The 25,308-nt window shown below is 50.8% G+C and carries 24 protein-coding genes; 9 read left to right on the forward strand and 15 right to left on the reverse strand.

All coding sequences use genetic code 11. The annotated features are described in order from the left end of the window. Positions 1 to 7: 7 nt before the first annotated feature. Entirely contained in the window at positions 8 to 1,585 is a 1,578-nt protein-coding gene (locus tag ACFQO0_RS06355) for a ShlB/FhaC/HecB family hemolysin secretion/activation protein (protein ID WP_382233173.1), read from the reverse strand. Positions 1,586 to 1,949: 364 nt separating this feature from the next. Between ACFQO0_RS06355 and ACFQO0_RS06360 the strand changes: the two genes are divergently transcribed. Further along, a complete protein-coding gene (locus tag ACFQO0_RS06360; protein ID WP_382233174.1) occupies positions 1,950 to 3,629 on the forward strand; it encodes an FAD-dependent oxidoreductase in 1,680 nt (559 codons plus the stop codon). Between the two features lie 48 nt (positions 3,630 to 3,677). Here the strand turns inward: ACFQO0_RS06360 and ACFQO0_RS06365 are convergent, their stop codons facing one another. After that, positions 3,678 to 3,839, reverse strand: a complete 162-nt coding sequence (locus tag ACFQO0_RS06365) for a hypothetical protein (protein WP_382233175.1) — start codon at positions 3,837 to 3,839, stop codon at positions 3,678 to 3,680. 52 nt (positions 3,840 to 3,891) lie between these two features. Beyond that, positions 3,892 to 4,266, reverse strand: coding sequence for a DUF427 domain-containing protein (locus ACFQO0_RS06370; protein WP_382233176.1), 375 nt, complete (start codon positions 4,264 to 4,266; stop codon positions 3,892 to 3,894). Between the two features lie 379 nt (positions 4,267 to 4,645). On the opposite strand from ACFQO0_RS06370, the gene ACFQO0_RS06375 reads away from it, so the two are divergent. Beyond that, complete coding sequence (locus ACFQO0_RS06375; RefSeq protein WP_382233177.1) at positions 4,646 to 5,056, forward strand: hypothetical protein; 411 nt, start codon at positions 4,646 to 4,648, stop codon at positions 5,054 to 5,056. Positions 5,057 to 5,402: 346 nt separating this feature from the next. Here the strand turns inward: ACFQO0_RS06375 and ACFQO0_RS06380 are convergent, their stop codons facing one another. Further along, on the reverse strand, positions 5,403 to 6,515 hold the full coding sequence (locus ACFQO0_RS06380) for an NADH:flavin oxidoreductase/NADH oxidase (RefSeq protein WP_382233178.1): 1,113 nt from the start codon (positions 6,513 to 6,515) through the stop codon (positions 5,403 to 5,405). Positions 6,516 to 6,803: 288 nt separating this feature from the next. Here ACFQO0_RS06380 and ACFQO0_RS06385 point away from each other — a divergent pair, with 288 nt between their 5' ends. From ACFQO0_RS06385 to ACFQO0_RS06410, 6 genes are all read left to right on the forward strand, one after another. After that, the gene (locus ACFQO0_RS06385) at positions 6,804 to 7,874 is read left to right on the forward strand and encodes a Fic family protein (protein WP_382233179.1); all 1,071 of its coding nucleotides are present in this window, start codon (positions 6,804 to 6,806) and stop codon (positions 7,872 to 7,874) included. A 226-nt stretch (positions 7,875 to 8,100) separates the two neighbouring features. Further along, positions 8,101 to 8,370, forward strand: coding sequence for a hypothetical protein (locus ACFQO0_RS06390; protein ID WP_382233180.1), 270 nt, complete (start codon positions 8,101 to 8,103; stop codon positions 8,368 to 8,370). Between the two features lie 291 nt (positions 8,371 to 8,661). Then, positions 8,662 to 9,771 carry a diacylglycerol/lipid kinase family protein gene (locus ACFQO0_RS06395; RefSeq protein ID WP_382233181.1) on the forward strand — a complete coding sequence of 370 codons (1,110 nt, stop codon included), beginning with the start codon at positions 8,662 to 8,664 and terminating at the stop codon, positions 9,769 to 9,771. Beyond that, positions 9,768 to 10,595 carry a metallophosphoesterase family protein gene (locus tag ACFQO0_RS06400; RefSeq protein ID WP_382233182.1) on the forward strand — a complete coding sequence of 276 codons (828 nt, stop codon included), beginning with the start codon at positions 9,768 to 9,770 and terminating at the stop codon, positions 10,593 to 10,595. The genes ACFQO0_RS06395 and ACFQO0_RS06400 overlap by 4 nt, the downstream gene beginning before the upstream one ends. Positions 10,596 to 10,883: 288 nt before the next feature. Beyond that, complete coding sequence (locus ACFQO0_RS06405) at positions 10,884 to 12,164, forward strand: DUF2254 domain-containing protein (protein ID WP_382233183.1); 1,281 nt, start codon at positions 10,884 to 10,886, stop codon at positions 12,162 to 12,164. Positions 12,165 to 12,382: 218 nt separating this feature from the next. After that, on the forward strand, positions 12,383 to 12,565 hold the full coding sequence (locus ACFQO0_RS06410) for a hypothetical protein (protein WP_382233184.1): 183 nt from the start codon (positions 12,383 to 12,385) through the stop codon (positions 12,563 to 12,565). Between the two features lie 251 nt (positions 12,566 to 12,816). On the opposite strand, the gene ACFQO0_RS06415 is transcribed toward ACFQO0_RS06410, so the two are convergent. Genes ACFQO0_RS06415 through ACFQO0_RS06435 form a run of 5 tightly spaced genes read right to left on the reverse strand, consistent with a single transcriptional unit; the run spans position 12,817 to position 15,462 of the window. Continuing rightward, positions 12,817 to 13,371 (reverse strand): flavodoxin family protein, encoded by a 555-nt coding sequence (locus ACFQO0_RS06415; RefSeq protein ID WP_382233185.1) that lies wholly within the window; start codon positions 13,369 to 13,371, stop codon positions 12,817 to 12,819. Between the two features lie 17 nt (positions 13,372 to 13,388). Continuing rightward, on the reverse strand, positions 13,389 to 14,036 hold the full coding sequence (locus ACFQO0_RS06420) for a DsbA family protein (protein WP_382233186.1): 648 nt from the start codon (positions 14,034 to 14,036) through the stop codon (positions 13,389 to 13,391). 52 nt (positions 14,037 to 14,088) lie between these two features. Continuing rightward, complete coding sequence (locus ACFQO0_RS06425) at positions 14,089 to 14,310, reverse strand: 2-hydroxymuconate tautomerase family protein (RefSeq protein ID WP_382233187.1); 222 nt, start codon at positions 14,308 to 14,310, stop codon at positions 14,089 to 14,091. Between the two features lie 17 nt (positions 14,311 to 14,327). Further along, the gene (locus ACFQO0_RS06430) at positions 14,328 to 14,693 is read right to left on the reverse strand and encodes a nuclear transport factor 2 family protein (protein ID WP_382233188.1); all 366 of its coding nucleotides are present in this window, start codon (positions 14,691 to 14,693) and stop codon (positions 14,328 to 14,330) included. Positions 14,694 to 14,718: 25 nt separating this feature from the next. Further along, complete coding sequence (locus ACFQO0_RS06435; RefSeq protein WP_382233189.1) at positions 14,719 to 15,462, reverse strand: SDR family NAD(P)-dependent oxidoreductase; 744 nt, start codon at positions 15,460 to 15,462, stop codon at positions 14,719 to 14,721. 733 nt (positions 15,463 to 16,195) lie between these two features. Here ACFQO0_RS06435 and ACFQO0_RS06440 point away from each other — a divergent pair. Continuing rightward, positions 16,196 to 16,366, forward strand: coding sequence for a hypothetical protein (locus tag ACFQO0_RS06440; protein ID WP_382233190.1), 171 nt, complete (start codon positions 16,196 to 16,198; stop codon positions 16,364 to 16,366). Between the two features lie 54 nt (positions 16,367 to 16,420). Here ACFQO0_RS06440 and ACFQO0_RS06445 read toward each other — a convergent pair whose 3' ends face one another. From ACFQO0_RS06445 to ACFQO0_RS06470, 6 genes are all read right to left on the reverse strand, one after another. Further along, positions 16,421 to 16,828 carry a zinc-ribbon domain-containing protein gene (locus ACFQO0_RS06445; protein WP_382233191.1) on the reverse strand — a complete coding sequence of 136 codons (408 nt, stop codon included), beginning with the start codon at positions 16,826 to 16,828 and terminating at the stop codon, positions 16,421 to 16,423. A 422-nt stretch (positions 16,829 to 17,250) separates the two neighbouring features. Then, a complete protein-coding gene (locus ACFQO0_RS06450; protein ID WP_382233192.1) occupies positions 17,251 to 18,147 on the reverse strand; it encodes a DUF5655 domain-containing protein in 897 nt (298 codons plus the stop codon). Between the two features lie 12 nt (positions 18,148 to 18,159). Next, complete coding sequence (locus tag ACFQO0_RS06455; RefSeq protein ID WP_382233193.1) at positions 18,160 to 19,647, reverse strand: restriction endonuclease subunit S; 1,488 nt, start codon at positions 19,645 to 19,647, stop codon at positions 18,160 to 18,162. Next, positions 19,644 to 21,092, reverse strand: a complete 1,449-nt coding sequence (locus ACFQO0_RS06460) for a class I SAM-dependent DNA methyltransferase (RefSeq protein ID WP_382233194.1) — start codon at positions 21,090 to 21,092, stop codon at positions 19,644 to 19,646. The genes ACFQO0_RS06455 and ACFQO0_RS06460 overlap by 4 nt, the downstream gene beginning before the upstream one ends. Before the next feature lie 25 nt (positions 21,093 to 21,117). Further along, on the reverse strand, positions 21,118 to 24,492 hold the full coding sequence (hsdR, locus tag ACFQO0_RS06465; RefSeq protein ID WP_382233195.1) for a type I restriction-modification system endonuclease: 3,375 nt from the start codon (positions 24,490 to 24,492) through the stop codon (positions 21,118 to 21,120). 78 nt (positions 24,493 to 24,570) lie between these two features. Next, the gene (locus ACFQO0_RS06470; RefSeq protein WP_382233196.1) at positions 24,571 to 25,281 is read right to left on the reverse strand and encodes a hypothetical protein; all 711 of its coding nucleotides are present in this window, start codon (positions 25,279 to 25,281) and stop codon (positions 24,571 to 24,573) included. Between the last annotated feature and the right edge of the window lie 27 nt (positions 25,282 to 25,308).

Below are 25,308 nucleotides of genomic sequence, written 5' to 3' on the forward strand. Positions count from 1 at the left end.
GATGTCCTCAGAAAGACAGGCCGAGACGCGCATGGACACGGTCGTCGCCTTTTTGCGTCGCACTCGCTTCGGCGTGCAGCACATGGCCGACATCTACCTGGAAGTTGACCTTGTTACCGAGCTGCATGCGCAGACCCACGCCCACGCTGCTGATGGCAATGTTGCGGAACTCGCCCGCCAATGCATGATTGCGCGTCAGATAAGCGCTGTCGTAGAACGCCAACACGCGGCATTGCCAGTTTGCAGTTCCGCACAAAGGCGATGAATACACTTCGAAGTTAGCCGCCACGCCGGAATCATTCGACACTTCGCGTTCGGCAAAGCCGCGTACCGAACTCGCACCACCGGCACCGAACTGCTCAGGTGCAATCAATGCATCTTTTGTGTATTGACCGTTGACGATCACGCGCGCCAGCCAGTCTGCCGGCAAGGCTTGCGTTGCACTCGCGGCTAAACGCAGCGCGGTGTAATTGTCGGTCGCATTGAAACGTGCGCGATCGAAATCCGCTTGACGCCCACGCGTGCCACCGGGGATGTTATGCAATAGCGTCACGCCGAAATTTGCATCGCCATTCGGCAATATCCAGCTGCCTTGATAACCGACGCTGAGCGGATGCACGGTAATGTCATTACCCAGTTCGACACCGAGCAATTGCATGCTGCTTTTGTATTCCTTGTAATCCACGCCGTACACCAGCTTGGATTCGTAATTGCCGGCAGTCGGCAAGTTCTGGTTGTAGCGCGCGCCATACATCGAACCCTTGCCGCTCACCGCCAGATCAAAAATACCCGCCGTCACCGTGCCGCTATCGACATCCGAATAACTAGCGAAAAAATCCATCGAGTCGCCCAGCGCATACAAGGGGACGTGATAACCGATGCCGTATACACCCACGCTGCTCGGCTCTTCCAGCGTCGTCGTGTACTGCAGACTCAATACATGATCGCGCCCGAACAGATTGGCGTTTTGCAGCACGACGCCGGCCAGTGTTCTGCCGGTTGCGACCGAACCCGTATTGTCGAAATTGACTGTAGTGGACCAAATCGACTCATCGCTCACCGCCAGCGTTGCATCAACTTCGCCATCAACGACGCCGGACTTCATTTTCATGACGGTTTTTTTGGCAGGATTTTCATTCGCCAGTTTCAGACTTTTGGAAATCGCCTTCAGGTCCGGCACTTCGCCCTCGCGCAAACCCGGCAGGCTGCTGCGTATATTCGCATCGGTGAAATACTGATTACCTTCAATCACCACATTGCCGATTTTGGTTTGCACCACATTCAGGATCACCACGCCCTGATTCAATTCCTGCTCGGGCAGATCGATGCGCACCAGTTGATAGCCGCGCGCCTGATACACCGCCTCCAGCGCTTCCAGCGCGCCCATCACATCGGCAAAATCGCGCTGCTTGCCTGTGTACGGAGCAACCGCGTTATCAACGGTTTGTACCGACAGCAAGGTATTGCCGCGCACTTCAAAACGGTTGATATCGAAATGGGGGGAAGCGTCTGCGGCCATCGCCGCAGTACTGGCGGCAGCGCCCAGCAATGCGCCAACCAGCAGAGGGAGTAATCGGTATTTCATCAATGCGCCCTGGGTACGTGATTATTGTGTTTTTTGAATGACCCACCCCTGAACAACTGTCGGGTATGGCACAGCCGCAAGTGTACCGATTTTGTATTTCCATAAGGTAATTTTGGCGAGATAAATCAACGATTGATCAACGAGTGCAGCGCCAACACCACAATGCACCGACAAATCAGCTCCGCCAAAAATTGACGCACTGATCGAGTGCGCAGAAAGTTATTTTTCAGTCATTCAATGCGCCAGACAAAACGCGATTATTCATGGCATATTGAACGCCATCAGCATCGCCATCTGATGGCGAGCACTTCAGCGCTTGACCATTCACTCCGTCAATTCGTCACCATCCAGCAGAGAGAGCCGCATGTCAGATACGCCAGATCCAGAAGCCGCGCTGCAATCGTTTTTCCAGGCACGCCGTCATCAGCTCTTCCCCGCGTTGACTGCTGCGCAACTTGAATTGATGGGCAAGTACGGCGAGCGGCGGCGCTTCCCTGCCGACCATGTGTTGTTCACGCAAGGCGAGCGCCATATCAGTACTTATGTGATTGTCAGCGGGACGATACAGATAGAACGCGGCACCGCGCTGCGCTCGCGCTCGCTCGGCACCTTTGGCGCCGGCATGTTCACCGGCGATATCGGCACGCTGGCGGGCCGGGCTGCAGTAGCGACCGCCGTCACGCAGAGCGAATGCGAAATGATCGTCGTCGATGAAGAATGCTTGCGCGCGCTGGTGGTTGCCGAAGCCGATTTGAGCGAACTGATCATGCGCGCTTACATCTTGCGACGCGTTGCCTTCATCCAGGATAAGGAAGGCAGCGGCGTCATCGTGTTCGGCTCGCGCCAATCGGCGCACTCCCTGAGTCTGCGCGAGTTTTTGTCACGCAACGGGCACCCGGCCGCCTACTTCGATGTCGATCAGCACGAATCTGCAGCCGCGTTGATGGCACGCTTCGACATAACGCTGGAAGACATTCCCGCCGTCGTCACACCCGGCAGCGTCGTATTGAAACGACCGACCAATCGCGCACTGGCCGACGCACTCGGCATGAGCCCCGACAATCTCAACGGCAAGCAATTCGATCTGGCCGTGGTCGGTGCCGGCCCGGCCGGATTGGCAGCCGCCGTTTATGGCGCGTCGGAAGGATTGAGCGTCGTCGTGCTCGACACCAAGGCCGCCGGCGGCCAAGCAGGGACCAGCTCCAAGATAGAAAACTACTTCGGCTTTCCGACCGGGATTTCCGGTGTGGCATTGGCAGGGCGCGGCTTGTCGCAGGCGCGCAAGTTCGGCGCAGAAGTCGCGGTGCCGATAGAAGTCACCTCACTCGATTGTCGCGCCGGCAAGCGCTTCGACATCGCGCTCGACAATGGCGATCACATTCAGGCGCGCTCAGTCGTGATCGCCACTGGCGCACGTTATCGCAAACCATCGATACACAATCTGGAACACTACGAAGGACGCGGCATCTATTACAACGCGTCATTTATGGAAGCAACCTTTTGCACAAAGGAAGACGTGATCCTGGTCGGCGGGGGCAACTCGGCGGGGCAGGCTGCGGTGTTCCTTTCCGGCCATGCGCGTCACGTCCACATCATGGTGCGCGCGAGCGGCCTCGCCGCCAGCATGTCGCAGTATTTGATACAACGGATAGAAGCCGCGTCCAACATCACGCTGCATACACACACGCAAATCGTCGATCTGCAAGGCGAAGACAAACTGCAATGCGTGATGTGCCAGACGCGGGATGAATCACCCCGGGCCTACGAGGTCGAACACGTCTTTCTGTTCCTCGGCGCCGAACCCAACACCGGCTGGCTCAACCACTGCGTCAAGCTCGACGACAAGCAATTTGTGTTAACCGGCCCGCAAGTGCAGGGCGCCGACTGGCCGCTGGCACGGCCACCGCATTACCTGGAAACCAGCAACCCCGGCATCTTTGCCGTCGGCGATGTGCGTAGTGGTTCGGTCAAGCGCGTGGCAGCAGCAGTGGGAGAAGGCTCGGCGGCGATCCAGGCGCTGCATCAATTTTTAGCCGAAACTTGATTAACCAAGACTTGATACAAGCCGGCTGCAGCACACACGTCAAAACGATCAACGACTGTCGTGCTGCACGCCCACATCAATCACGCCATACATTTCGACGCCTGAACTGCCGTTCGGTGTGCGCGCGTAACCGCCGCAGCCGCTGAGTATCGACGCCGCCAGCAAGATCAGGGTCAGACGCAATATGGAATATCTTGCAGCTTGTTTCATTTCATTGCTTCCTCAATCTAAAACAGCACATGCATCGCGCAGATTAATCTTGCTATTCAAGGTCGATCGCATCCACGCGATTCGGATAGAAAGCGACATATTCCTTGATCGCGGCAACAGCGGGATAAGGCATCTCATACGTCCACACTGCATTCGCGGATCTCTCCCCACCGACAGGGATACCGTAGTAGGAGCAATCGCCTTTGTATGGGCAATACGTCACATGATTGCTACGCTCAAGCAGCGACATGTCGACATCCTTGCGCGGAATGTATTGCACTGCTGGGTACGATGCCTCCTGCAAGGTCAGGGCTTCCGTCGTATCGGCGACGATGCGTCCCGCGACCGTGACCTTGATGCGTCCGCGCCTGGGCGTAATCGTGATCGGATGATCGGGACCGGGGATTTTGACTAGCTTGTCTTCCATGAGTTGTATTCCTTCTTTCGCTGGTATGAAATAAGTTTCTATCAAGTGAAGCAAGATGAAACCAAACGGAAAAAATATCTGAAGAAGCAGCTTAACGCCTATTAAATATCCATGTGCGAGATGTCTGCCTTGTTGTCGCTATGCAAGCGCCGCAGAAGTCCGCCACAGCAACCGAATTTACCTTTATCGATGATGGTTATTGCCCAAGCGCGTATGAATAGCGCAATGCTGCTCCACACTGGATACAGATTGCATGCGTTCAGTGTACGGATTCGCACATACCTCTGCGCGCTCTGCTGATATTTTGATTCCCATGCAAGCTTGAACATGCAGGCATCACAAGAATAAGTGATGCACTTAATTTCACTGAGGAGACACCATGACGAACAGAGTCGGCAATAAAGACGAGGCGCATCAGCGTAGCAAAGAAGAGAAGGCAAGAATCAAGGCCTCTAATATTGCTCAGGAAGCGGTGAAAAAAGCTGCAGCTGCGGCAAAGTATCACAATGAAATCAAAAATCATCCGCGTCCTGCCACATCTGTCGATGCGGTAAAAAGCGATGAGACAAAGAAGAAGAAAAATGATGTAAAGAAAACTGCAGCCCCTGCCAAGCCTAAATCCGTTAAGCCTGCCAAACCCGCTACCAAGGCTGCACGTAAAACCACCGCTGCAAAGACGGTGAAAGCAAAACCGGCAAAAGCAGCATCGGACAAACCGAGCAAAGCCAGCAAGAAAGCGGCATCGGATAAAGATGCTACTGGCGGCAAGAAGCAGGAAAGCAAAGAATAGAATTTTGCAGCAATAAAAAAGCCCCGAGCAATCGGGGCTTTTTTATTGGCGTATTTCTTGATCACCATCATCAAAACCGCTTATCGAAACCAGCGGCATCGTCAGTAGTCAGCAATCAACTTAGCGTTGAAAAATTTCAGCGAATTCAATTTCGCCAATCAATGCAAACGACATCATCCATACACTGGATTTGATTCATCGCTGTTTAACGCGCGCTTTCTGCCGCCGAAATTGTTTGCGTAAATCCACGTGAACTCGGCCCCCGGCAAGAATATCTGTGCGGAGTAACAAACCCAACCCAGCAGCAATGCGAACGAGCCGGCGCATCGCCTTTCCCTGTTATCACCTAGCGTCCGCCAAACACCGTATCACCGAAAATTTTGTTCTGGCCATGCGGTGCCGACCGCCAGTATTGCGGCGGCGCTTCGATCGTTGCGCCTAGCGCAGAAGCCGCATGCCACGGCCAGCGCGGATCGTACAACAGGCCGCGCGCCATCGCGATAAAGTCAGCCTTGCCGCTGACGATGATGTCTTCCGCCTGATGTGGCTCGGTGATCAGGCCCACTGCCATCGTGGGCACACCGGTCGCTTCTTTCACACCGTGCGCAAACGCCACTTGGTAACCCGGCCCGATGGTAATTTTCTGTAAAGGTGATATACCGCCCGACGACACGTCTATCCAATCGACATTGCGCTTCTTCAACTCGGCAGCAAAGGCAATCGTCTGCTCCAGGTTCCAGCCGCCATCCATCCAGTCGGTGGCTGACACGCGTATGCCCACCGGCTTATCCGCGGGGAATACTGCACGCACCGCGTCAAATACTTCCAGCGGAAAGCGCATGCGATTTTCCAGCGAGCCGCCGTATTCATCGGTACGCTGATTGGCGATCGGTGACAAAAACTGATGCAGCAAGTAGCCATGCGCACCATGCAGCTCCAGACCATCGATGCCCAAGCGCTGCGCGCGTTTGGCCGCGAGCACAAATGCATCACGCACGCGCCGCAAGCCCGCCGCATCCAGCGCCAGCGGTTCGACTTCGCCATCCTTCTGCGGCACTGCCGACGGCGCGTACGCCATCCAGCCGCCTTCTGCCACCGGCAACTGTGCGCCGCCTTCCCATGGCACCTTGCTCGACGCCTTGCGTCCCGCGTGACTAAGCTGCATGACCACCGCAATCTTTGAATGCTGGCGAATCGCCGCAAGGATAGGCACCAGGGCAGCCTCGCTGGCGTCATCCCACAAACCCAGATCCTTCGGCGTGATGCGCCCTTCCGGTTCCACCGCCGTCGCCTCGATCATCAACATGCCGGCACCCGACAAGGCCAGATGGCCGAGATGGATCATGTGCCACGGCGTTGCCGCACCGTTGTCGGCCGAGTACTGGCACATCGGTGATACGACGATGCGATTGGGAAGGGTAAGGCTGCGCAGGGTGTAAGGGGAGAACAGTGGGCTCATGATTGTTCCGGTTGATGGATGAGCGAGTCAGAGTAGCAGACCGACGCACTTGTTGCAGATGCTGTCCGAATCTATGCAAGCATCGTCTGCATAGCCAATCAAGGCGACGGTAGCATGGCGAACGAAGGTTTATATTTAATGATAGCGCTCAAAATATGTATAGATTTCTGCATTTTCTATACATGTCGATCTATATATGTATAGAAAATCGCCTTTTTCTATATACGTTTGGATTAATATGCATAGAAATCCGGATTTTCTATACATGACCGCTGAGGAACCCGCTCAATGACATCCATTTTTCCTCTAGAGCAATTAGACCCTGCTCGTTTTGATTCACCAGCCATTCTTAAAAAACTCGCAACCGCAAGCCGGTGTCTGGCAGAGTTAAAAGGCATCGCCGGGTCTATTCCCAATCAGGGCATCTTGATCAACACGCTCGCATTACAAGAAGCCAAAGACAGTTCAGAGATCGAAAACATCATCACCACGCATGACGAATTATTCAAAGATGATGTATTGCCCGAAGCATTTGCCAATCCCGCAGCAAAAGAGGTGTTGCGCTATCGGCAAGCACTGCGCATAGGGTTCGAAAAAGTCAAACACAGTGGCTTATTGACTGCCAACCATATCATCGAGATTCAGGCCGAACTGGAAAGGAACAATGCCGGATTCCGCAAGTTGCCTGGCACCGCCTTAAAAGATGGTGCTGGCAATGTCGTCTACACACCGCCGCAAGAACCTGCAGAAATCGTGGCCTTGATGAACGATCTGGAGCGATTTATCAACGATGCAGATTTGTATGCTCTTGACCCCTTGATCAAGATGGCACTGATTCATCATCAATTTGAAAGTATCCACCCGTTCTACGATGGCAATGGACGCACCGGTCGGATTTTGAACGTGCTGTATCTGGTCCGCGAAGGCCTGCTGGATATTCCCGTACTTTACCTTTCCAGCCATATCGTGCACACCAAAGACACCTACTACCGACTGCTACAGACAGTACGGATAGAAGATCGCTGGGAAGACTGGGTACTCTACATGTTGGAGGCGGTAGAACAAACAGCCATGCAAACCATTGCCACGATACAGGCAATCAAGAGCGCATTGCAGGACTACAAACATCGTATTCGTAAAGACTACAAATTTTATAGCCAGGATTTAATCAATAACCTCTTCATGCATCCCTACACCAAGATCGATTTTGTACAACGTGATTTGCAAGTATCGCGTCTTACTGCGAGCAAGTACCTGGATGCGCTGGTCGCCGGCGGCTTTGTACAGAAACAGAAAATAGGCCGTGGTAATTATTATGCCAATGTCGCGTTGAACGCGATCCTGATAGGCAAAGCATGAAAGCGATACTTCCCACCTTTACCTAAGTTCGCCAGCGCACAGTGCTGCGTTGCCAGACAAGTTAGACTCGCGTCACGGGAAATCCCTTGTCTCATCACTTCATCGTATTGATACAAGCGCATCCCGTCGGACTGAAGGCAATACACATAAGCGCCGCTTATCTGGATTACATACGGCCGGTGTCACAACACCGGTTTGCCCGATCAGTCACCTAGAGGGAAGAATAATGAAAACAACTAAAATCATCAGCGGCCTGCTGGCAGGACTCGCATTGATGGCAGCCGCCTCCAGCATGGCTGCAAGCGTTGACGTCAACATCGGCCTCCCAGGCTATGTTGAGCCGCGTCCCGTATATGTGCAGCCTCAATATGAAAACGACTGGCGCGAACGTCGCGTACGCGCAAGCCAATGGCGCGCAGAAGATCATCACGATCATGGCAACAACAAGCCACACAAAAAGCACAAGAAACCAAAGCATCACCACAAGCACCACTAATCTGCCGCAGGCTTAATGCCTGAGCAAAAAGGGCCATACTGCTTGATCATGATCAAACAGTACGGCCCTTTTGACGTATGCAACGCTATGATTGTCGTCAGTCTTGAGGCCAGGAGCGCGACCTGTTGAATGAATTTTCCATGTACGCAAGCGAACATTCCACAATGACGCAAAATGGTATGTTCGTCTTTCAACGTTCAGGCAAACGTGACGCACGGACCTGAACAATGTCGTAGCCTGCATGTCAAATGTCCGGCATCAACCGAGATTACTTTCTATTTTCGAGGCTACTTGAATCCCCATACGCCACAATCGCACAATTCCGAACCACCGTTATTTTTTGTAATGAACGGCGGTTCGGGCCGCCATGACGCCGACGACACACGCGACACGATAGCCGCGGCCATGCAAGCGGCCGGGCGCGCGCATCGCATATTCGTGATTGAAGACGTGAACCAGATCCAGGCAACCGTGCAACAAGCGGTTGATGCCGCAAAGGAGCAGGGCGCGGTGGTTGTCGCAGTCGGCGGCGACGGCACAATCAATGCAGTGGCCAATACCGTGCTGGGTAGCGGCTGCCTGTTCGGTGCGATCCCGCAAGGCACCTTCAATTATTTTGGCCGCACGCACGGTATCCCTGAAGAAATCAGCGAGTCGCTGCAAGATTTGTTGCACGGCGAAGCCGTACCCGTCCAGGTCGGACAAGTGAACGGCCATATTTTTCTGGTCAATGCGAGTGTGGGTTTGTATCCCGAACTGCTGGAAGACAGAGAAGCCTTCAAACAAAAATATGGTCGCAGCCGACTGGTCGCGATCTGGTCAGCCATCGCCACCGTGTTTGGTCGTCACCGGCACTTGCACATCTCGCTGGAGCAAGATGGCAAAAGCGTCGTGATGCGCACCACTACACTATTCGTCGGCAATAATCGGCTGCAGCTCGAACAAGTCGGCATGCCGCAGGCAGATGCTGTTGTACAAGGACAGCTGGCCGCGATTGCCGTGCGCCCGGTCGGCAAGCTCGCGATGTTATGGCTGGGTGCGCGCGGCGCGCTGGGCAAGCTGGGCGATGCCGACAATGTCATCGGCTTCAGTTTTCGCGAGCTGACTATTGCCCCGCGCAGAAAACTGCGCGGGACAAAAGCCGCGAACGCGAACACCAGCACGCCTATCAATAGCAGCAAGAAATCGCATAAAAGCCAGATCAAGGTCGCCGCCGATGGCGAAATCATGTGGCTGCGCATGCCGCTGGAGTTTCGCGTGGCCGCCGAGCCGCTTATGCTGATCAAGCGCCGCCACACCTCCGAGGCAAACGGCGAACAGAGTGAAGTCGCAGCAGCGAGCAAGACCGTCGCCGACAACAACACGGAAGATAACCTTGCATCCGGAGGCAATGCCGCGTGAAGACGGTACTGCACATTTCCGATACCCATTTCGGCACCGAACGGCCGCACGTCGTCACCGCACTGGAGCGGCTGGCGCATGCGCAGACACCCGATCTGCTCATCCTGTCAGGCGACATCACGCAACGCGCACGCGCCGTCGAGTTCCAGGCGGCTCACGCTTTTGTCGAGCGTCTTGCGATTCCTGCCATAGTCGCCATCGCCGGCAACCACGACATTCCCCTGTTCGATGTGGCGACCCGCATCTTTCTGCCCTACTCACGTTACTGCCGCGCGTTTGGCTCCGAGCTGGAACCCATCCACGACTCGCCCGAACTGCTGGTGATCACCGTGCGCACCACGCGTCGCTACCGGCACATCGAAGGCGAAGTATCCAGCGCGCAGATCGCACGCGTTGCGCAACGACTAGAGCAAGCCGGTGACCAGCAGTTGCGCATCGTCGTCACACATCAGCCTGTGCACGTCACGCATGCCATCGATGAAGAACATCTGCTGCGCGGACATCAACATGCCATCAACCGATGGGCAGAAGCGGGCGTCGATCTGATACTCGGCGGCCATATTCATCGCCCCTTCATCGCTGCATTGCATGAGCATGCGGATCTGCCACGACGCGTGTGGGCAGTGCAGGCAGGAACGGCGGTATCGTCACGCATACGTCACGACTCCAACAACTCGATCAATCTGATTCGTTACGGTTTAGCGAATGCGCCGCTGCAGTGTGTCGTCGAGCGCTGGGATTACAACGAAGATGCGGATAATTTTTTACTTGCTAACAGCATAGAGATGCAACGCTCACCGCTTGGCGCATCATTACAAGAATAGCTATTGGAGGGGAAGCTATGTCGCCGATGCTACCTCCAACTTGCCGTCTTCTTGGTTCTGCGTGGATGCCGAAGCAGATGCGCTTGCCAACTTACAGTGCCCGGCATCACTACGAATAGATGCCAATCAGTTTTACCGAGCATGCAGAATTTAAAATTGCGATGCATTTTGCTGAATTCAAAACGGCATTGGCAAATTGCGATATTTGAGCCTCACTGCCAACCGATAAGACGAACAAGGTGCAAGCCACGAAACCCTGTACTAGCAGCCTCAAATTAAGGATTACACATGATCACCAAATGGCGCTGGATAGTGAGTCGCATAACAAAACGTCTCTGGTTCAGAGCGACGCTGTTTTCCCTACTCGGCGTGATTACCGCGTTACTTGCATTAGCGTTCAAGGATTACGTGCCCGACTCGCTCTCGGATTCCGTGGGTGCAGATGCGGTCGACAAAATTCTCGGCATCATTGCCACCAGCATGCTCACCGTCACCACTTTTTCGCTCAGCGTCATGGTGACCGCATACTCTGCGGCCAGCAATGGCGTCACCCCACGCGCAACAACTCTGGTGATGGAAGACGCCACTACCCAGAATGCATTGGCGACCTTCATTGGTTCTTTCCTGTTCAGCCTGGTGGGAATCATTGCGCTTAGTACCGGGCTTTACGGCAAGCAAGGCAGAGTACTGATGTTCGCGATGACCATCCTGGTCATTGTTTTGATCATCTACACATTGCTGCGCTGGATAGATCACCTGTCCAAACTGGGACGCGTCGGGGAAACAATAGACAGGGTGGAAAACGCAACCACATCCGCCATCAAGGCAAGAATCGATTGGCCTCATTTTGGCGCATCGGCTTACCCACCTCACGTCCCGCAGAACATGAGCAAGGTAGTCGCAAAAGAAGTCGGCTATATTCAGTACATTGATGTTCAATCACTGGGCGAGATCGCCAATCAATTTGATTTTGATCTCTATCTTCAAGTCGTACCGGGAAGCTTTATTTCGCTTGGTGAAGACATCGCACTCATGCACATGAGCACGCCATCGGACGCGCTGGAAGAAATACAGCGACGCATACTCTCGGCAATCACGATCGGCATAAGCCGCACCTTTGAACATGATCCTCGATTCGGCTTGTCAGTACTTTCTGAAATTGCATCACGTGCACTTTCTCCTGCTGTGAATGATCCGGGCACGGCGATAGACGTCATTAGTCGGGGCGTCAGGATATTTTCGCGACTGGGAGCGCAAGCGCCCGAGCCGCAGGCACCCGACAGCATGTGTCAAAGAGTTTTTCTGCCTGCACTCGATCTGGAAGACATGTTTGAAGATTTATTCTCGCCTATCGCGCGTGATGGTGCCGGGCTGGTGGAAGTAGGCATACGACTGTTGAAAGCGCTGGGAAGCCTGGCTCGCCATGACCCGCAATATTTCTCGCAAGTGACAGGCAAACATGCGCAGCTAATGCTTGATCGTGCGGAACACGCAAACATGTTCGGCGCCGATTTGATGCAGTTGCGAAAAGTTGCGCGTAAGCAGGGATTCGATTTAAAGCCGAGTTAAGCAGTTCAGGATGAGCGTGTCACGTTGAAAATATTGCGCGCAACTCATTGAACACTGCTTGTCCTACGCTTAAATGAGAGCTCCACTGGTGCAGGCAACGCACTGCCAGGTGTTACGGTTATCCCCTCGCTGTTTATCCGCTACAGATCGTCAATCGCAATTGCAGATAACGATAGTGAACCGGTTTATTTGACAGCAAACACTTAAGAGGAAAAACCATGACAGACCCACGCAACGTCGCCCACGACAAAAAAGTCCTGCAAGAAAAAAAGCATAATGGAGAAGAAGCTTTTCCCGGCGCTGAACACGCACCGCAACCAGGCAAGAAGCCGCATATAGTCGACACGCCTGAAGTCGAAGATGAGAAAGCGCAAGAGAAAGAAAACGACGATAAGTCATAAGCAGCACGATCAACTCATGACAAAGAAAAGGCCGGCAATGATGCCGGCCTTTTTTAATATGCAAAATTAAAGGGACACAAAATGGCATTGATCTACCTGTGCCACAAACGCCCACGGCTACAAGGTAATAGCGCATTACTAAAAAAAAAGAAATGCCCAATACAAAAAAATGTGCCTTGATGACGAAGGCTCTCAAGGTCCATGCAACGAACATTGCATACAACCCGTTAGCCATTTCTAGAGCAAACTAATCAAGCGATCCGATTAGTCATATCCGCAAGTCTCTTACCGAATAATCTTGCAGTTATTAGATCACCTGATGGAATTTCATCCGGAGAAGCGTCGGAGGGGGACGCGGTAGCAAGGCCAGCGAATGAAGAAAGATAGTTCACATCATCGCGGTGCGCACTTTTTGCATTGCTTGGCATCATGCCAGTTCCGACCCAGACCATGCCGTGTTGTTGGGCCAACGTGAACAACGTATAGAGCGTTGTTTGCTTATCTCCAGCAACAGAAGCGGAATTGGTAAATGCTGCACCAATTTTGTCTTTCCAACCTTGTTCGAACCATACTTTTGAAGATGCGTCGGCAAATTTTTTAAACTGCCAACTTACATTTCCCATGTAGGTAGGGCTGCCAAAGACAATTGTTTTTGCCTTCTGTAACAGATTCCATGCTTCGTCTGTTATGTTCCCTTCCGCATCAATGGCGATGAGTTGACCGGTACTACCCTCAGCGACGGCTTCAGCAATCTTTGCGGTATGACCATATCCGCTGTGATACACAATAACGATATTTTCGTTCATCACAAATCCTTAAAATATTATGAAAGATGAAGTGGTTGCAGAGCCGACTGCAAATGCTGTTCTAGTTCTTCAACATGCGCATAACCCGGACTGATCGTTTGTATCTGTCCGTTGTTTTCCAATAAAAGTGCCGGGAAGCTTCGTACGCCTAACGAACGCGCCCGTGCGAAATCTTTTTTTGCCAGGGCAATCGTGCTATCCGCTTCCCACACCTTGTAGAACGCACTAATGTCGACGGAGTGACCTTCCTTACGCAGCGCATCGCTCGCCAGACGCGCAAGAACACGTCCATCTGTCGTATCAACTGCATCAACATAAAAGCCATTTTGCAACGCTCTAAATACGGCGAGTAAATCGGCATCAGGTGCAATGATCCGGGCCGCCACCACGGCACGACAAATGGGTTCGGTGTCATACACAAAGTTCTTGCGAGCCATCAAGCCCTCACGATTGAATGGCAAGCCACTGGCTTCTTCCACGCGCGCCCAATGAGTAAGACGGAAGCTCTTGCCCGCGTCATCGAGAACATCCGTAGCGCCTGCGCGTAAACCACCGACAACAATCTCAAGTGGCAATTCAGGATGCAATTTTGCAAGTGCAGTCATTTCCTTACCGAAGCCGTAACACCATGAACACATGGGATCACCTACGAATATAAGTTTCATACTTTCTTTCCTGAGGCAGACTTCCTTATCTATAGGAGTCCGCAAAATATAATTAACGAATCGCTTTCTGTTCCGCTTCACGTTGACGCATAGTTGTCACGTTCTCGCGTGCTACGCCCCAGTTGTCGGTCTCAACTTCATCAATGCTGACGAAGGTGGTGGCTGGATCTTTATTGAGGACACGGGTCATCAAATCAGTGGCACCTTCGATCAATTGAAGTTTCTGTTCTGGGGTCACGCCTTCACGGGTGACACGGATATTGATATAAGGCATAGCAAGAACTCCTTGAGTTAAACAGCCAGATTAGTAAAAGTTTTATTCACGATCTTCCACTGTTCCTTGTTGCGAACGAGCGAAAGGTACAAGTGATAATTAAATCCAAGCATAGGCGAATGGAGTTTGACGTTCGCAATACATCCGCAGATATCAATGCTCACAAGTTTCATCAGGTAGGGATCGCCGCTGTCCTTCGGGCTGGTGCGATGCGCAACTCCGTCCAGATAGGCTGCGATCGTTTTGTGATACGGCTGTCCATCTACCTCACCATAAACCTGAGCGCCTTCATCAAAAATCGCAGCAAGCGCCGTCACGTTTCCGGTATAGACGCCATCAAAATAAGACTGCACCACGGTACGAACTTGTTGATCGGCATTCATGCTTGCTCCTTGATCAAAGTCGCAGTTACCAAACGCCTGCGGTTGCACCGCCATCCACAGTCAATATCGTGCCGGTGGTGAATTGCGAGTCCGTGATGTACAGCACGGCGTCTACGATGTCATCGGTAAAACCGGTCTGACCCATAGGTGCCAACGCTTTGCGGAAGTTAGTCGTAGCATCGTCGCTGCTATGGAGTGGCGTATCGATGCTGCCAGGTGCCACAGCATTTACTTTGACATTCGACGCTGCCAACTCCAACGCGAGACCGCGTGTCGCATGGTTCAGACCACCCTTGATAAGAATCGGCAGTAGCGCTGGCAGTTTCACATTTGGTGCCATCGCAATACTCGCGGTGATGGTTACGATATGGCCTTGCTTGTTCCCTGCCATATGTTCGGCCGCTTCTTGTGATGGATAAAAGAAGCCCTTCAGGTTCGTGTTGACGAGCGAATCGAGATCATTTTCTGTGTACTGACCGATTGGTTTGGCGATGAAAATACCCGCGTTGTTGATCAAGATATCAACTTGTCCGAAGGTAGCAATTGCCTTGCTAAACAGATTTTTAGCAGTCTCTGGCTTTGCGATATCACCAGCAACTTGCAGGAAATTTTTCGGGTTCCCCAACTTGGCAGCAGCTGCCTGTAGACGTTCTGCAGTACGCGCATTACCTACGACGTTATAGCCGCGCTTCAAATATGCTTCGACCAAAGCATAGCCGATGCCGCTTGATGCACCCGTAACAATGACGGTTTTATTAGTTGTGCTCATTTGAAAGCCTTTTATTTAGTGATCAGTTGAATTGCAGGCATTTGGAATGAGGCCTGCTTCGACGGTACTGAGTTGTTGTGTGCAGTCCCGATGTGATGAACTATACTTATGCACAAAACGCAGATAAATAGCGCTATAAGCAATTTAACTGTTACGCCATGTAACTAATGTGGCCGCCAATGAAGCGCAATTTCGATAACGTTTTACTTGGAAGTATTGAATCGCGCTGGCTTTACTAGACACTGAGATTTGCTAGCAGAATTGACCCTCTCCAACTGAGCCACGTCCCGTCTATGCCCAACCTCAATACGAAAACGATTGGCGCGAACGTCGCGTACATCCAGAAGAATGGCGCGCAGAAGATCATCACGATCATCGCAACAACAAGCCACAAAAAACACGAGAAGCCAAAGCATAACCACAAGCACCACTAATCTGGCGCAGGCTTAAATGCCTGAACGAAAAGGGCCGTATTACTAAATTAGATTAAGTAGTACGGCCCTTTTTTCGTGCGAAGCATACCTCGCTGCCAACCCTCGAACTCGGCAATGATTTGAACGCAGCTTATTCTACGATCAATTGAAAAATCCACTTAGCAGGCAATGCACTGTTGCACTACGTGAGGTGCTACGGTTATCTCCTCGCTGTATATCCGGTAAAGATCGTCAATCGCAATTGCTGATAACGATCGAGAACCAGTTTATTCGACAGCAAACACTTAAGAGGAAAAACCATGACAGACCCACGCAACGTCGCCCACGACAAAAAAGTTCTGCAAGAAAAAAAGCATAATGGAGAAGAAGCCTTTCCCGGCGCAGAACACGCACCGCAACCAGGCAAGAAGCCGCATATAGTCGACACGCCTGAAGTCGAAGAAGAGAAAGAAAACGACGATAAATCATAAGCAGCACGATCAGCTCATGACAAAGAAAAGGTCCGCATATACGGACCTTTCTTTTTATGGGAATGCAAAGGCGCAGGATCCGGTCGGCTGCAAGTGCAAATCCCAAAGCGTATAAAGCAATCGCCGCTTGGCCGTTTCCAGCCGATTCCAAAACAGGCGGTTTTTGCCATACGACAGCGCGGGGATAATTCTGGTCAATTGGCAGGACGCACAGAGAGACGACTTCGAATCCGCAGGCAGCATCCAGTTACAGACATGCTCCCTGGAATAGTTAGCGCACTGCTTGTAATGCATCCCCGCATTCACAGGGTTGAGGCTGGCCCAACGATCCGGCCCGGCAGGCTCAAAGGCACTCACGGTCTGGTGCTCGGGCTGATAGCCGAGCATGCTGCCGCACTTCTCACAATGGACGTTCTCAAAAAATATCTGCTGGTAGCACTTGTTGCAGTGGAACGTTTTCATACTTGGCTTCCAAACTTCTATTGAATTGCGAACGGCAAACTACACACTTGTAGAGGCGGTTTGCGCAGAAAAGTTGCAGCCACTAAAAGTGGCTGCAACTTAAGATTTCATTGATCATGCGTAAGATTTAAGACAATAGCCCTGCAGTTAATCATCCTCTTGAAACTCATCTAATTTTAATATCGAGCTATGGCCAGAAAAAGTAAACAAAGCGGTATTGACCTGCTTTTACGTTCACCTTGGTGATTAGCACAACCTTTAGCGTTTACGTGATGGATCGCTAGAGAAGATCGAGCTCTGTTCGCCCGGCAATAAGTGGCTACGTACCGAAAGAGGCGTTGAAGACGTGAAGTATCGATCGCAACTTGTAATGTTAGCTTTACTTCTGTTTTTATCTATTTTTAGTACAGCCGATGCAGCGTCTAAAGTACGTTTTTATACGACTGCTCAATCAAGCCAAATACATATTCCAACTCTTCCTTCGATTTCAGATAAACGCGGCGATCCATGGTCCAGTTATAACCGTCTGGAATTTTTTCGACCCGATTTTGCGGATCGACATAATCGATTGGTCGCAATTGAATCTTGATTTGATTTTTGCCTATATGAAGGTCGGCAAAGTTCTTTGATACGCGATAGGCGACGTAGAGCGTGTTTGGTTTTTCATTGACCGATTCATCGAGCGCCATTATGCGTTCCCGTAAATCATCGAACAGGTCACGAATCGCGTCCGTCGCTTTGCTGCGAAGCTCGACTACTGATGGCGTATCTTTTTCCAGGGGCTGCAAGCTGGAAGCTGGAATCGCCTGCGGCAGCGGCGGCTCTGACAGCGTCACCGGTTCCAGCGTGAAGATGTCGCCTTCATAATAGCGGTAGCGCATCAGCTCAATCCGCAGCGGCACGACTTCCACCGTGTCGATATCGAACTTGCTGAAGGATTCCGCAATGCAGATCACCCACGGGTTATGCCAATCAAGCTTGATCTTGTCCGCTACCGCGTTACCAAGCTTGTCCATCATCAGCTTTTCAAAAAATCCTGGTTTTTGCGTCTTTAGCCACTTCAGGTAGGACAGCGCTTGATTGATCACGTTGTCGTTCTTGTTGCGCTTGTATTCGATGATGACAGGCGCGCCATTAGTATCGACTGCCAAAGTATCGATCCTACCGCCCAACGTGGTGACGTATTCGCTAGCGAGAAAGTGCAGTTCAAGCACCTCCATCAAGTTAGTTTCCACCAACTGTTGGAGGTTCTTTTCTTTATCGAGTGGCAGCGCGCTGAGATTTTTCAGCTTACCGGCATTGACTTTGAAGATAGGCATGGCTTCCCTCCCTTAGGCGGCTTTTCTAATTGTTCTTTTTGGTTTGGGTACAGTAGCGTCGGTAATTCGCGCCAGCAAAGCACTTGCAGGCTCATCGCTTGGATCTTGCGCTACCAATTCACCACGGAAGGCTTGCGCGAGGATCGCAGGGGTGAGTTGCTCGACACGTTTGCGGGCGGTAGCGAGACTGGCTTCGAGCTTATCGGCGATGGCGAACAGGGCGTCAACGCGGCGGACGATTTCGAGTTGTTCTGCAGTAGGGGGGATTCCAATTATGATTTTGTTCATTCTTGTTAGGCCCAAATCTTGATTCCCTACTCCACGCGTGTATAGCTGAGATTGTGAATAGCCAGATGGCGAATTGAGTGCGTGCTGTATAAAAAAAGGGATTATTTTTTCAACAGATACTAGCCGCAAGATCGCGACATGCACCCATACATTAAATTCTCGTTGTTCTGTATTTACTCGTGCGATCCCAGTAGTTCCACCTTTTGTGTAAAGGATATCGTTTAACTCTGGTTTGCATCGTTTAGAAAGCTCAAAATGAAGTTCCGGTGATATAAATTTTGTATTTGAAAAATCAATTCCCTCTGGACGGATGTTCCCGCCGCTTATAAAAGGAATGCCATCCGTCACATAAGCAGGGCTAAAGTGAGGGCCGTCTTTAATACTGGATGTAATTTGATCTATCGTTGCTCTTCGCCATGAGGTAGGCAATGACAAAAAATGATCAGACTCAACTTCTTGTGGAGTGATGGCAGCTTTTACATTTTTTTTGTTTTTTCCATCGGTGCATTTTTTTTCAGATCGAATCCGAGCAATATCTTCAAAATCAATTGGAGCGGCCAGTTGATTTTCTTGACGCCAATCCTCCGTCAAAGCTCCCGATGTAGCCGCAGCAAGAACAGACTGCCGAAAACGATTGATGAGCGACGGCACTTTGTCGAGACGTGCGCGGCAGGAATCTACCGCCGCCTGCAGGGTGTCGATTTTGTCGGCGATGCGTTTTTGTTCGGCGAGTGGTGGGAGATGAATCTCTATTTCAGAGAGAGTTTTAGCTGATATGTTTGCAATATTTACTGTTTGGCTTGATCCGACTCGCAGTAATTCTTGGACACGATTTGTCCTTAACAGATGAAATAAAAATTTCCCATAAATACGTGGAGTAGGTCTAATAGCTGCTAAGAATGCGCCAAAAGCCGTTGGAAACGGCACTTGTCGAGCAATCGCTACTTTCCCGACCAATTCATAACTGTTTGCCATGGACATCAAGATATCGCCAATTTGAACAAATTGTTCCTGGCGTTTCACATACTCTCGTGAAATAAAATATATGTTGTCCCAACCAATTTCACGTTGGATATTCGTTGTTCTAAGACAGCAAACATTTGAGTCTAATAATTTGTCTTCTTTCGCTGAAGCAGGAAAAGTAATGCCGCGAATTACATTGCAAACTTCCTTCAAACAAGTATTTTCCCATCCCGTCGGTAACTCACTCATGCTTCAATCTCCGTGCCCAGAGCTTCGACGAGGCCCTGCAACTCTGCTAACGCTGCTTCCAGTTCACCCTTCGCTTCCTGAGCCAGCACACCCGGCGCAGGTAAGTCTGCAACATCTTCGACTGAATCATCCTTCAACCAGCTGATATCGAGACTGTCATTTCGTTCAGAGATCTGAGTGCGGGTGAAACGTCGGAAGCGGCCCTGATCGCCGGCATCTATCCGTTTGGAGAGACTGGTGGGGGCGCCTCGCGGGTCAATTCCATAGGCAATTTCAAAGTCTGTAAAGTGATTTCGCTTGAGCTCAGTGCGTTTGCCGAACTGTGGCATGTTGGCGCGCATATCGTAGAACCAGACTTCCTTGGTATTACCTTTGTCGGTTTTGCCACGGGTGAAGAACAGCACATTAGTCTTGACGCCTTGTGCATAGAAGATGCCAGTGGGCAGCCTTAAGATGGTGTGCAGATTGCATTTGTCCATCAGGTCGGCGCGAATACTTTTGCCGATATTGCCTTCAAACAGCACGTTATCCGGCAGCACAACAGCGGCACGACCGCCTTCACGCAGGCCGCGATAGATATGCTGCAAGAAGGCAAATTGCTTGTTGCTGGTGGGGTAAGTGAAGTCGTCCCTATCCGGCAAGCCGCCGCCTTTCTTGGTGCCGAATGGTGGGTTGGTCAGCATCAGCGTAGCTTTCTTTAATGCTGCGCCTTGTGGCGACAGCGTGTCGCCATAGTTGATGCCAGCTTCGCCTTCATTGTCTATGCCGTGCAGCATAAGGTTCATCAGGGCGAGGCGGTGCGTGTCTTGCACATGCTCCATGCCGTAGAAAGTGGATTGCGCGTATTTTTTTTGTTGTGCTTCAGTCCAAACGGTTTTGTCGTGATGTGTATCGATGTAATGATGTGCGGCGATCAGGAAGCCACCCGTTCCTGCGGCAGGATCTTGAATGATGTCGTCAGGCGAGGGCTGCATCACCGCGACCATGCTGTCGATCAGCACTCGTGGCGTGAAGTACTGGCCGGCTCCGGATTTCTTCTCATTGGCATTTTTTTGCAGCAAACCCTCGTACAGGTCGCCAAGTCCCTCAGCCTTGGCGCTGTACCAATCTATCTTGGCGATCTCTGTTACCAGCATGCTAAGGGTGGCTGGTTTTTTAATGAAGGTGCTTGAATTTGCATAGATCTCTTGGACTATGCCTTTGCCTTCGCGACCGAAGTCACGTAGCAGGTCTTCATAGAAACGCAACCGATCGGGGGCTGATTGGGCGACCAAATCCTTCCAGCGACGGCTTTCAGGTAGTTTGTCTTCTTGCCCTGTTTCTTCCGCCATTTTGAGGAAGAGAAGGTAAGTCAATTCGGTGACGTACTGTTGATAGGTTACGCCGTCGTCCTTCAAGACATTACAGAGATTCCACAGTTTGCCTACGATGTCTTGGGTGCTCATTGTTTTGTTTCGCTTCTATATCTGTTTATGCAGTTTTGGGAAGCTGTTTTTCCCAAATGGCGTTATTGAATTCATCAAGAATGGTTTGCAGTTTTCCGTCAAACTGCTTATCGAGGCGCTCAAAGCCACCCGCTTGTTGTTTGAATAGCTGATTCGGATCGTCGATGGCTGATCTATCGACCACTACATTGACTTTGGTTTGGCTGGCAATGGTTTGCAGCCATTTGCGCTGGGGCGTGGTCCAATCTGTGCGACTGCCGAGTATTTTTTGTAGCGCTTTGTCGACCCGCTCATTATATGGCATCAATGCGTCGCCTAGCGCTGCGCGACGGATGTGACCGATGATACTTGCTGCATATCCTTGGTTAGTGGTTTCACGCCACGCTGTTTCTAAATTGATCTCTGAATAACCTGCCTGGTCTAGTGTGAAAGCCAGCTCCTTTAACTGCTTGCGGGTGAGTTCACGTGGCCGGGTTAATACGGTAACTAGTGCGGGGATTTGATTACCGCTGTTGCGAATGTATTCCTCAAACTCTTTTAAGTAGTCGGCTGGCTTTAGACCTTTGCCATAACCACTGGTAGCGGAGACGAATGCATCTGGATGGTCGGAAATGTAGGTAACCGGTGATGGACCACTATATTTTGTGTCTAGCAGTTCAGCGAGGCGTGCGCCATCTATAAACCAATCGCTTATTTGATCCACTGATAATGCTTTGAGCTCCTTGATGAAGGACTCTGGCGGCTGACCGGCAATCGCTTCAAATACTTCTCGCTGCGCATCATTCAGAGAGCGTTTTTTGCGCTGCAGTTTCGCGATAAATTGTTCACGCGAAAGTTCGGCTAGCTCAGGTTGGCCTTTTATTTGTAATTCTTGAATCAACTGGGAAAAGCTGATTTTTGGATCGACGACAACCGGCTGCATGGTGGTCATGCTTTGCAGGGCGTCATAGAGGCCTACCGCGTCAAAGATGCGGAAGGTTTCTTTGCCAATTTCGTCGCACAGCCGGGTCGCACGGCCTAACATCTGTTCATACAGAATACGGCTGCTGACGCGACGCAAAAATACTAGATTGGCGATCTCTGGCACGTCAATCCCGGTAGTGAGTAGGTCAACTGTGACGGCGATATTGGGAATCGATTCATTCTTGTAACGGCGTATCAGTTCGAGTGGCTTGTGAGCCGCGCCGGTAATCTTAATAACGGCATCATCATCGATACTGCCGTAAGTGTTTGCCAGTGCTATTTTGAGTAGCTTAACGACGAGGTCGGCATGGGCGTCGGTAGCGCAAAAAATAAGGGTTTTCGCTTTGAGATGCGGGTCAATCTCTTTGGCGAGGTAATCGCAGATAACGCGATTGAAATCTTCGGTGATGACTTTCTTGTTGAAGTCTACGACATCGAGCTTGATCTCATCAGGCGTGGTGAAGAGTTCTACCTGATTGCGACGCACATCGTAGACCGACAGGGATTGTCCGGCTTGCCATTGAATTCCATCGGTGGACAGCTGGGTCTTGATATTAATTGGCGGCTCATGGTCGATTAGGTAACCGTCAATTACGGCTTCGCGATAGGTGTATTGATAGACCGGTGCGCCAAAAATTTCCGTGGTGTGCAGCGCAGGTGTGGCGGTAAGACCAATTTTGACAGCGTCGAAGTATTCCAACACGCGGCGGTACTTGGACACATAATCATCCTGGCTGCGAAATGCCATTTCAGTGTCTGACAGCTCCCGATCAAGCAGGTAGCCGCGATGGCATTCATCAATGACGATGCAGTCGTACTGATCGACAGTTGGCATGGCTGCGTCGTCAGGCGTAAACAATACCCGATGGACCATGCCTTGTATGGTGGCGATTTGTACTGCAGTGGCGCTATCTGGGGTTTTATCTTCCAGCTCTTTCAGACCAAAAATATCTGCGAAGGTTTGCAGATTTTCCATCCGCGTATCTTTGAAGGCATTGGCGGCTTGTTCGCCTAATGCTGAACGATCAACTAAAAACAAGATCCGGCGAAAGCGCTGCGCTTTGAGCAAGCGGTAGATAAGCGCGATGCAGGTTTTTGTTTTGCCGGTACCGGTGGCCATGGCAACCAGACAAGCACGCTGTCCTTCGGTGACGGCGGCTTCTACTTTTTGAATCGCAGTGGTTTGGTATTCGCGTAATTTGAAATCGTATTCGAACGGCTCTGCTGCGAGTTTCTGTGCTGCCGCAGCGTGATCTTGTTTGAGCAGTTCCGATAGGCCTTCTGGCGAATACCATCCATCTAGCGCGCGCGATAAATTTTCAGCTTTGCGCACATCACAAAACCAAACGCCGCTTTTTGTTTCGACTTGCTTAAGGTAGGGGCGACCATTACTGGAAAACACAAACGGCAGCTGGAATTCCAACCATGGGGCGTGGTCGGCTTGCGTCATTCCGTCAGCGATTTGAAATTCGCGGCTGTATCGTTTGGACTGCTGCAGGTTGCCGGAGACATCGATATTTTTTTTCTTTGCTTCGATCGCTGCAACGGGAGTGAGTCCAATAAACAGTACGTAGTCAGCGCGACCAGTTTTTGTTGGCCACTCTGCAATGGCCTTGTTCTTCCCTTTTTCTGGACGAGCGCCTTTGCCATAGGCGAGGTTGACAGTATCTACGTCCCAACCTGCATCGCGTAATTGTTGGTCAATCAAGACGCGCGTTGCAGCTTCATCAAGCTGAATATGTTCGGCGGCTTTGTTAGAGGCTTTGACAATCTGCGCTAGCTCTGTTGCAGGTTTGCTGGATGTCTGCGTTTGGAGCTCTATTAATCGCGCATGTGTGGTGGCTTTCTCCTGCTCTGCCAAGGAAACCAGTTCCTGCCAAATCTGGTTCTCTTCGCTACTTTTAGCGAGTGTCTCTTTGGCTTCGGTCAGTTGTATTTGCGTGGCTTCATGCGTGGTTTGATATGCGGTAAGTTCTGCTTGCAGTCGTGCCAGCTCCTGGCGCATTTCAACCGATTCGTCCTTTGGGGCTTGCGGAGGAGTAAAGGGGCCTGACTTGAAGTCGGCATCTTTGTAAGTGCGGTGAAACCAGATTCCTAATTGCCATGACATTTTGAGCGCAGAAAGCGCAGCTGCATGGTCACCACTGATCGCATGATTTGCTTGGTTGCCAATTTTACGAATTTCGTGAAAGAGTTGATCTACTTGTTTAGGCAGCAGGCCTTCATCACGAAGACGATAAAGCAGGTCAAACTGACTTTCTTCAGGGGCGTCAAACTTGCCTGAATAGGCTGCAACCGCTTGCGCAAGCAATTCACCGAACTGTCGCACCTTTAATAGGGCGGTATTAGGATCATCCGGAAAGTATTTTTCCGCCAAAGTACCTAGGCGCGTTAATTGCGGTTCGTAGCTTTGAAGTTGCTTAAAATTAGTTGTCATGAGTGACTTATGATTTTTTATTAGTTCACTATAAGCGATATTTTTGCGATCAAAATGACTTGTTTAATGCTTAAACAACTACACGCACTTCACATGTTGGATATCAGTTGAATCAAGTAATTTATTTTTCTCACCATCGATACTGATTACATAAATCGTTGTTCTATTCAGAAAGACCATTGCACTTTCTGATCTATCTAAAACTTTCCCGTCAATTGTAGTTCCATCACCTAGTGATACGGTGCTCGGCAATGTCTTTGCTGCTCTAATCGAACATGCTTGTCTTTGAAATGCCTCTTTGCCTTCCCCTATTGCTTTTACAACCCATACTGTAAGTGGCGCCAATATTAAAATAAAAAATAAAATTGCTGCGATTAATAGCGAGCTTACTAATTTTCCTAATTTCTTATCAATTTCAATGTTTTCGCTCCACCAATTTTTTAATTTAATTAGCCATTGAATCTTTAAAGTACTCTTAGATTTGAAATTGACAGCGAGAATCGCCAAATATAAAGCGCATAGTCCAATTACTAAAGGCAACCACGCCCAGTTGTAATATGCAGCAGCAAATCCGGCGAATGCTGTTTGCTGCAACGACATTGACGTGATCGCCGGTATACCTGCCGCGCTCCAATAGCCCATATAAAAAGCTTCGCCGGCAATCCAAGCGCCTACACCAAGCACTGTGATGATTGTTGGGAGAAAACTACCCCAATGGATTTTGGAAACTTTGATAGATGAAGCGGCAAGGCGCTTAACCCGAAAATCTTGCATGGAGTGATTTGGCATTTCAATCCTTAATTTTATTAGCGACTT

It is taken from the genome of Herminiimonas aquatilis, assembly GCF_042665175.1.
Lineage (GTDB): Bacteria > Pseudomonadota > Gammaproteobacteria > Burkholderiales > Burkholderiaceae_D > Oxalicibacterium > Oxalicibacterium aquatilis.

Coding starts and splice junctions, on each gene's coding strand:
- ACFQO0_RS06355 (WP_382233173.1), bottom strand. CDS start 1,585: ATGAAATACCGATTACTCCCTCTGCTGGTTGGCGCATTGCTGGGCGCT.
- ACFQO0_RS06360 (WP_382233174.1), top strand. CDS start 1,950: ATGTCAGATACGCCAGATCCAGAAGCCGCGCTGCAATCGTTTTTCCAG.
- ACFQO0_RS06365 (WP_382233175.1), bottom strand. CDS start 3,839: ATGAAACAAGCTGCAAGATATTCCATATTGCGTCTGACCCTGATCTTG.
- ACFQO0_RS06370 (WP_382233176.1), bottom strand. CDS start 4,266: ATGGAAGACAAGCTAGTCAAAATCCCCGGTCCCGATCATCCGATCACG.
- ACFQO0_RS06375 (WP_382233177.1), top strand. CDS start 4,646: ATGACGAACAGAGTCGGCAATAAAGACGAGGCGCATCAGCGTAGCAAA.
- ACFQO0_RS06380 (WP_382233178.1), bottom strand. CDS start 6,515: ATGAGCCCACTGTTCTCCCCTTACACCCTGCGCAGCCTTACCCTTCCC.
- ACFQO0_RS06385 (WP_382233179.1), top strand. CDS start 6,804: ATGACATCCATTTTTCCTCTAGAGCAATTAGACCCTGCTCGTTTTGAT.
- ACFQO0_RS06390 (WP_382233180.1), top strand. CDS start 8,101: ATGAAAACAACTAAAATCATCAGCGGCCTGCTGGCAGGACTCGCATTG.
- ACFQO0_RS06405 (WP_382233183.1), top strand. CDS start 10,884: ATGATCACCAAATGGCGCTGGATAGTGAGTCGCATAACAAAACGTCTC.
- ACFQO0_RS06410 (WP_382233184.1), top strand. CDS start 12,383: ATGACAGACCCACGCAACGTCGCCCACGACAAAAAAGTCCTGCAAGAA.
- ACFQO0_RS06415 (WP_382233185.1), bottom strand. CDS start 13,371: ATGAACGAAAATATCGTTATTGTGTATCACAGCGGATATGGTCATACC.
- ACFQO0_RS06420 (WP_382233186.1), bottom strand. CDS start 14,036: ATGAAACTTATATTCGTAGGTGATCCCATGTGTTCATGGTGTTACGGC.
- ACFQO0_RS06425 (WP_382233187.1), bottom strand. CDS start 14,310: ATGCCTTATATCAATATCCGTGTCACCCGTGAAGGCGTGACCCCAGAA.
- ACFQO0_RS06430 (WP_382233188.1), bottom strand. CDS start 14,693: ATGAATGCCGATCAACAAGTTCGTACCGTGGTGCAGTCTTATTTTGAT.
- ACFQO0_RS06435 (WP_382233189.1), bottom strand. CDS start 15,462: ATGAGCACAACTAATAAAACCGTCATTGTTACGGGTGCATCAAGCGGC.
- ACFQO0_RS06440 (WP_382233190.1), top strand. CDS start 16,196: ATGACAGACCCACGCAACGTCGCCCACGACAAAAAAGTTCTGCAAGAA.
- ACFQO0_RS06445 (WP_382233191.1), bottom strand. CDS start 16,828: ATGAAAACGTTCCACTGCAACAAGTGCTACCAGCAGATATTTTTTGAG.
- ACFQO0_RS06450 (WP_382233192.1), bottom strand. CDS start 18,147: ATGCCTATCTTCAAAGTCAATGCCGGTAAGCTGAAAAATCTCAGCGCG.
- ACFQO0_RS06455 (WP_382233193.1), bottom strand. CDS start 19,647: ATGAGTGAGTTACCGACGGGATGGGAAAATACTTGTTTGAAGGAAGTT.
- ACFQO0_RS06460 (WP_382233194.1), bottom strand. CDS start 21,092: ATGAGCACCCAAGACATCGTAGGCAAACTGTGGAATCTCTGTAATGTC.
- hsdR (WP_382233195.1), bottom strand. CDS start 24,492: ATGACAACTAATTTTAAGCAACTTCAAAGCTACGAACCGCAATTAACG.
- ACFQO0_RS06470 (WP_382233196.1), bottom strand. CDS start 25,281: ATGCCAAATCACTCCATGCAAGATTTTCGGGTTAAGCGCCTTGCCGCT.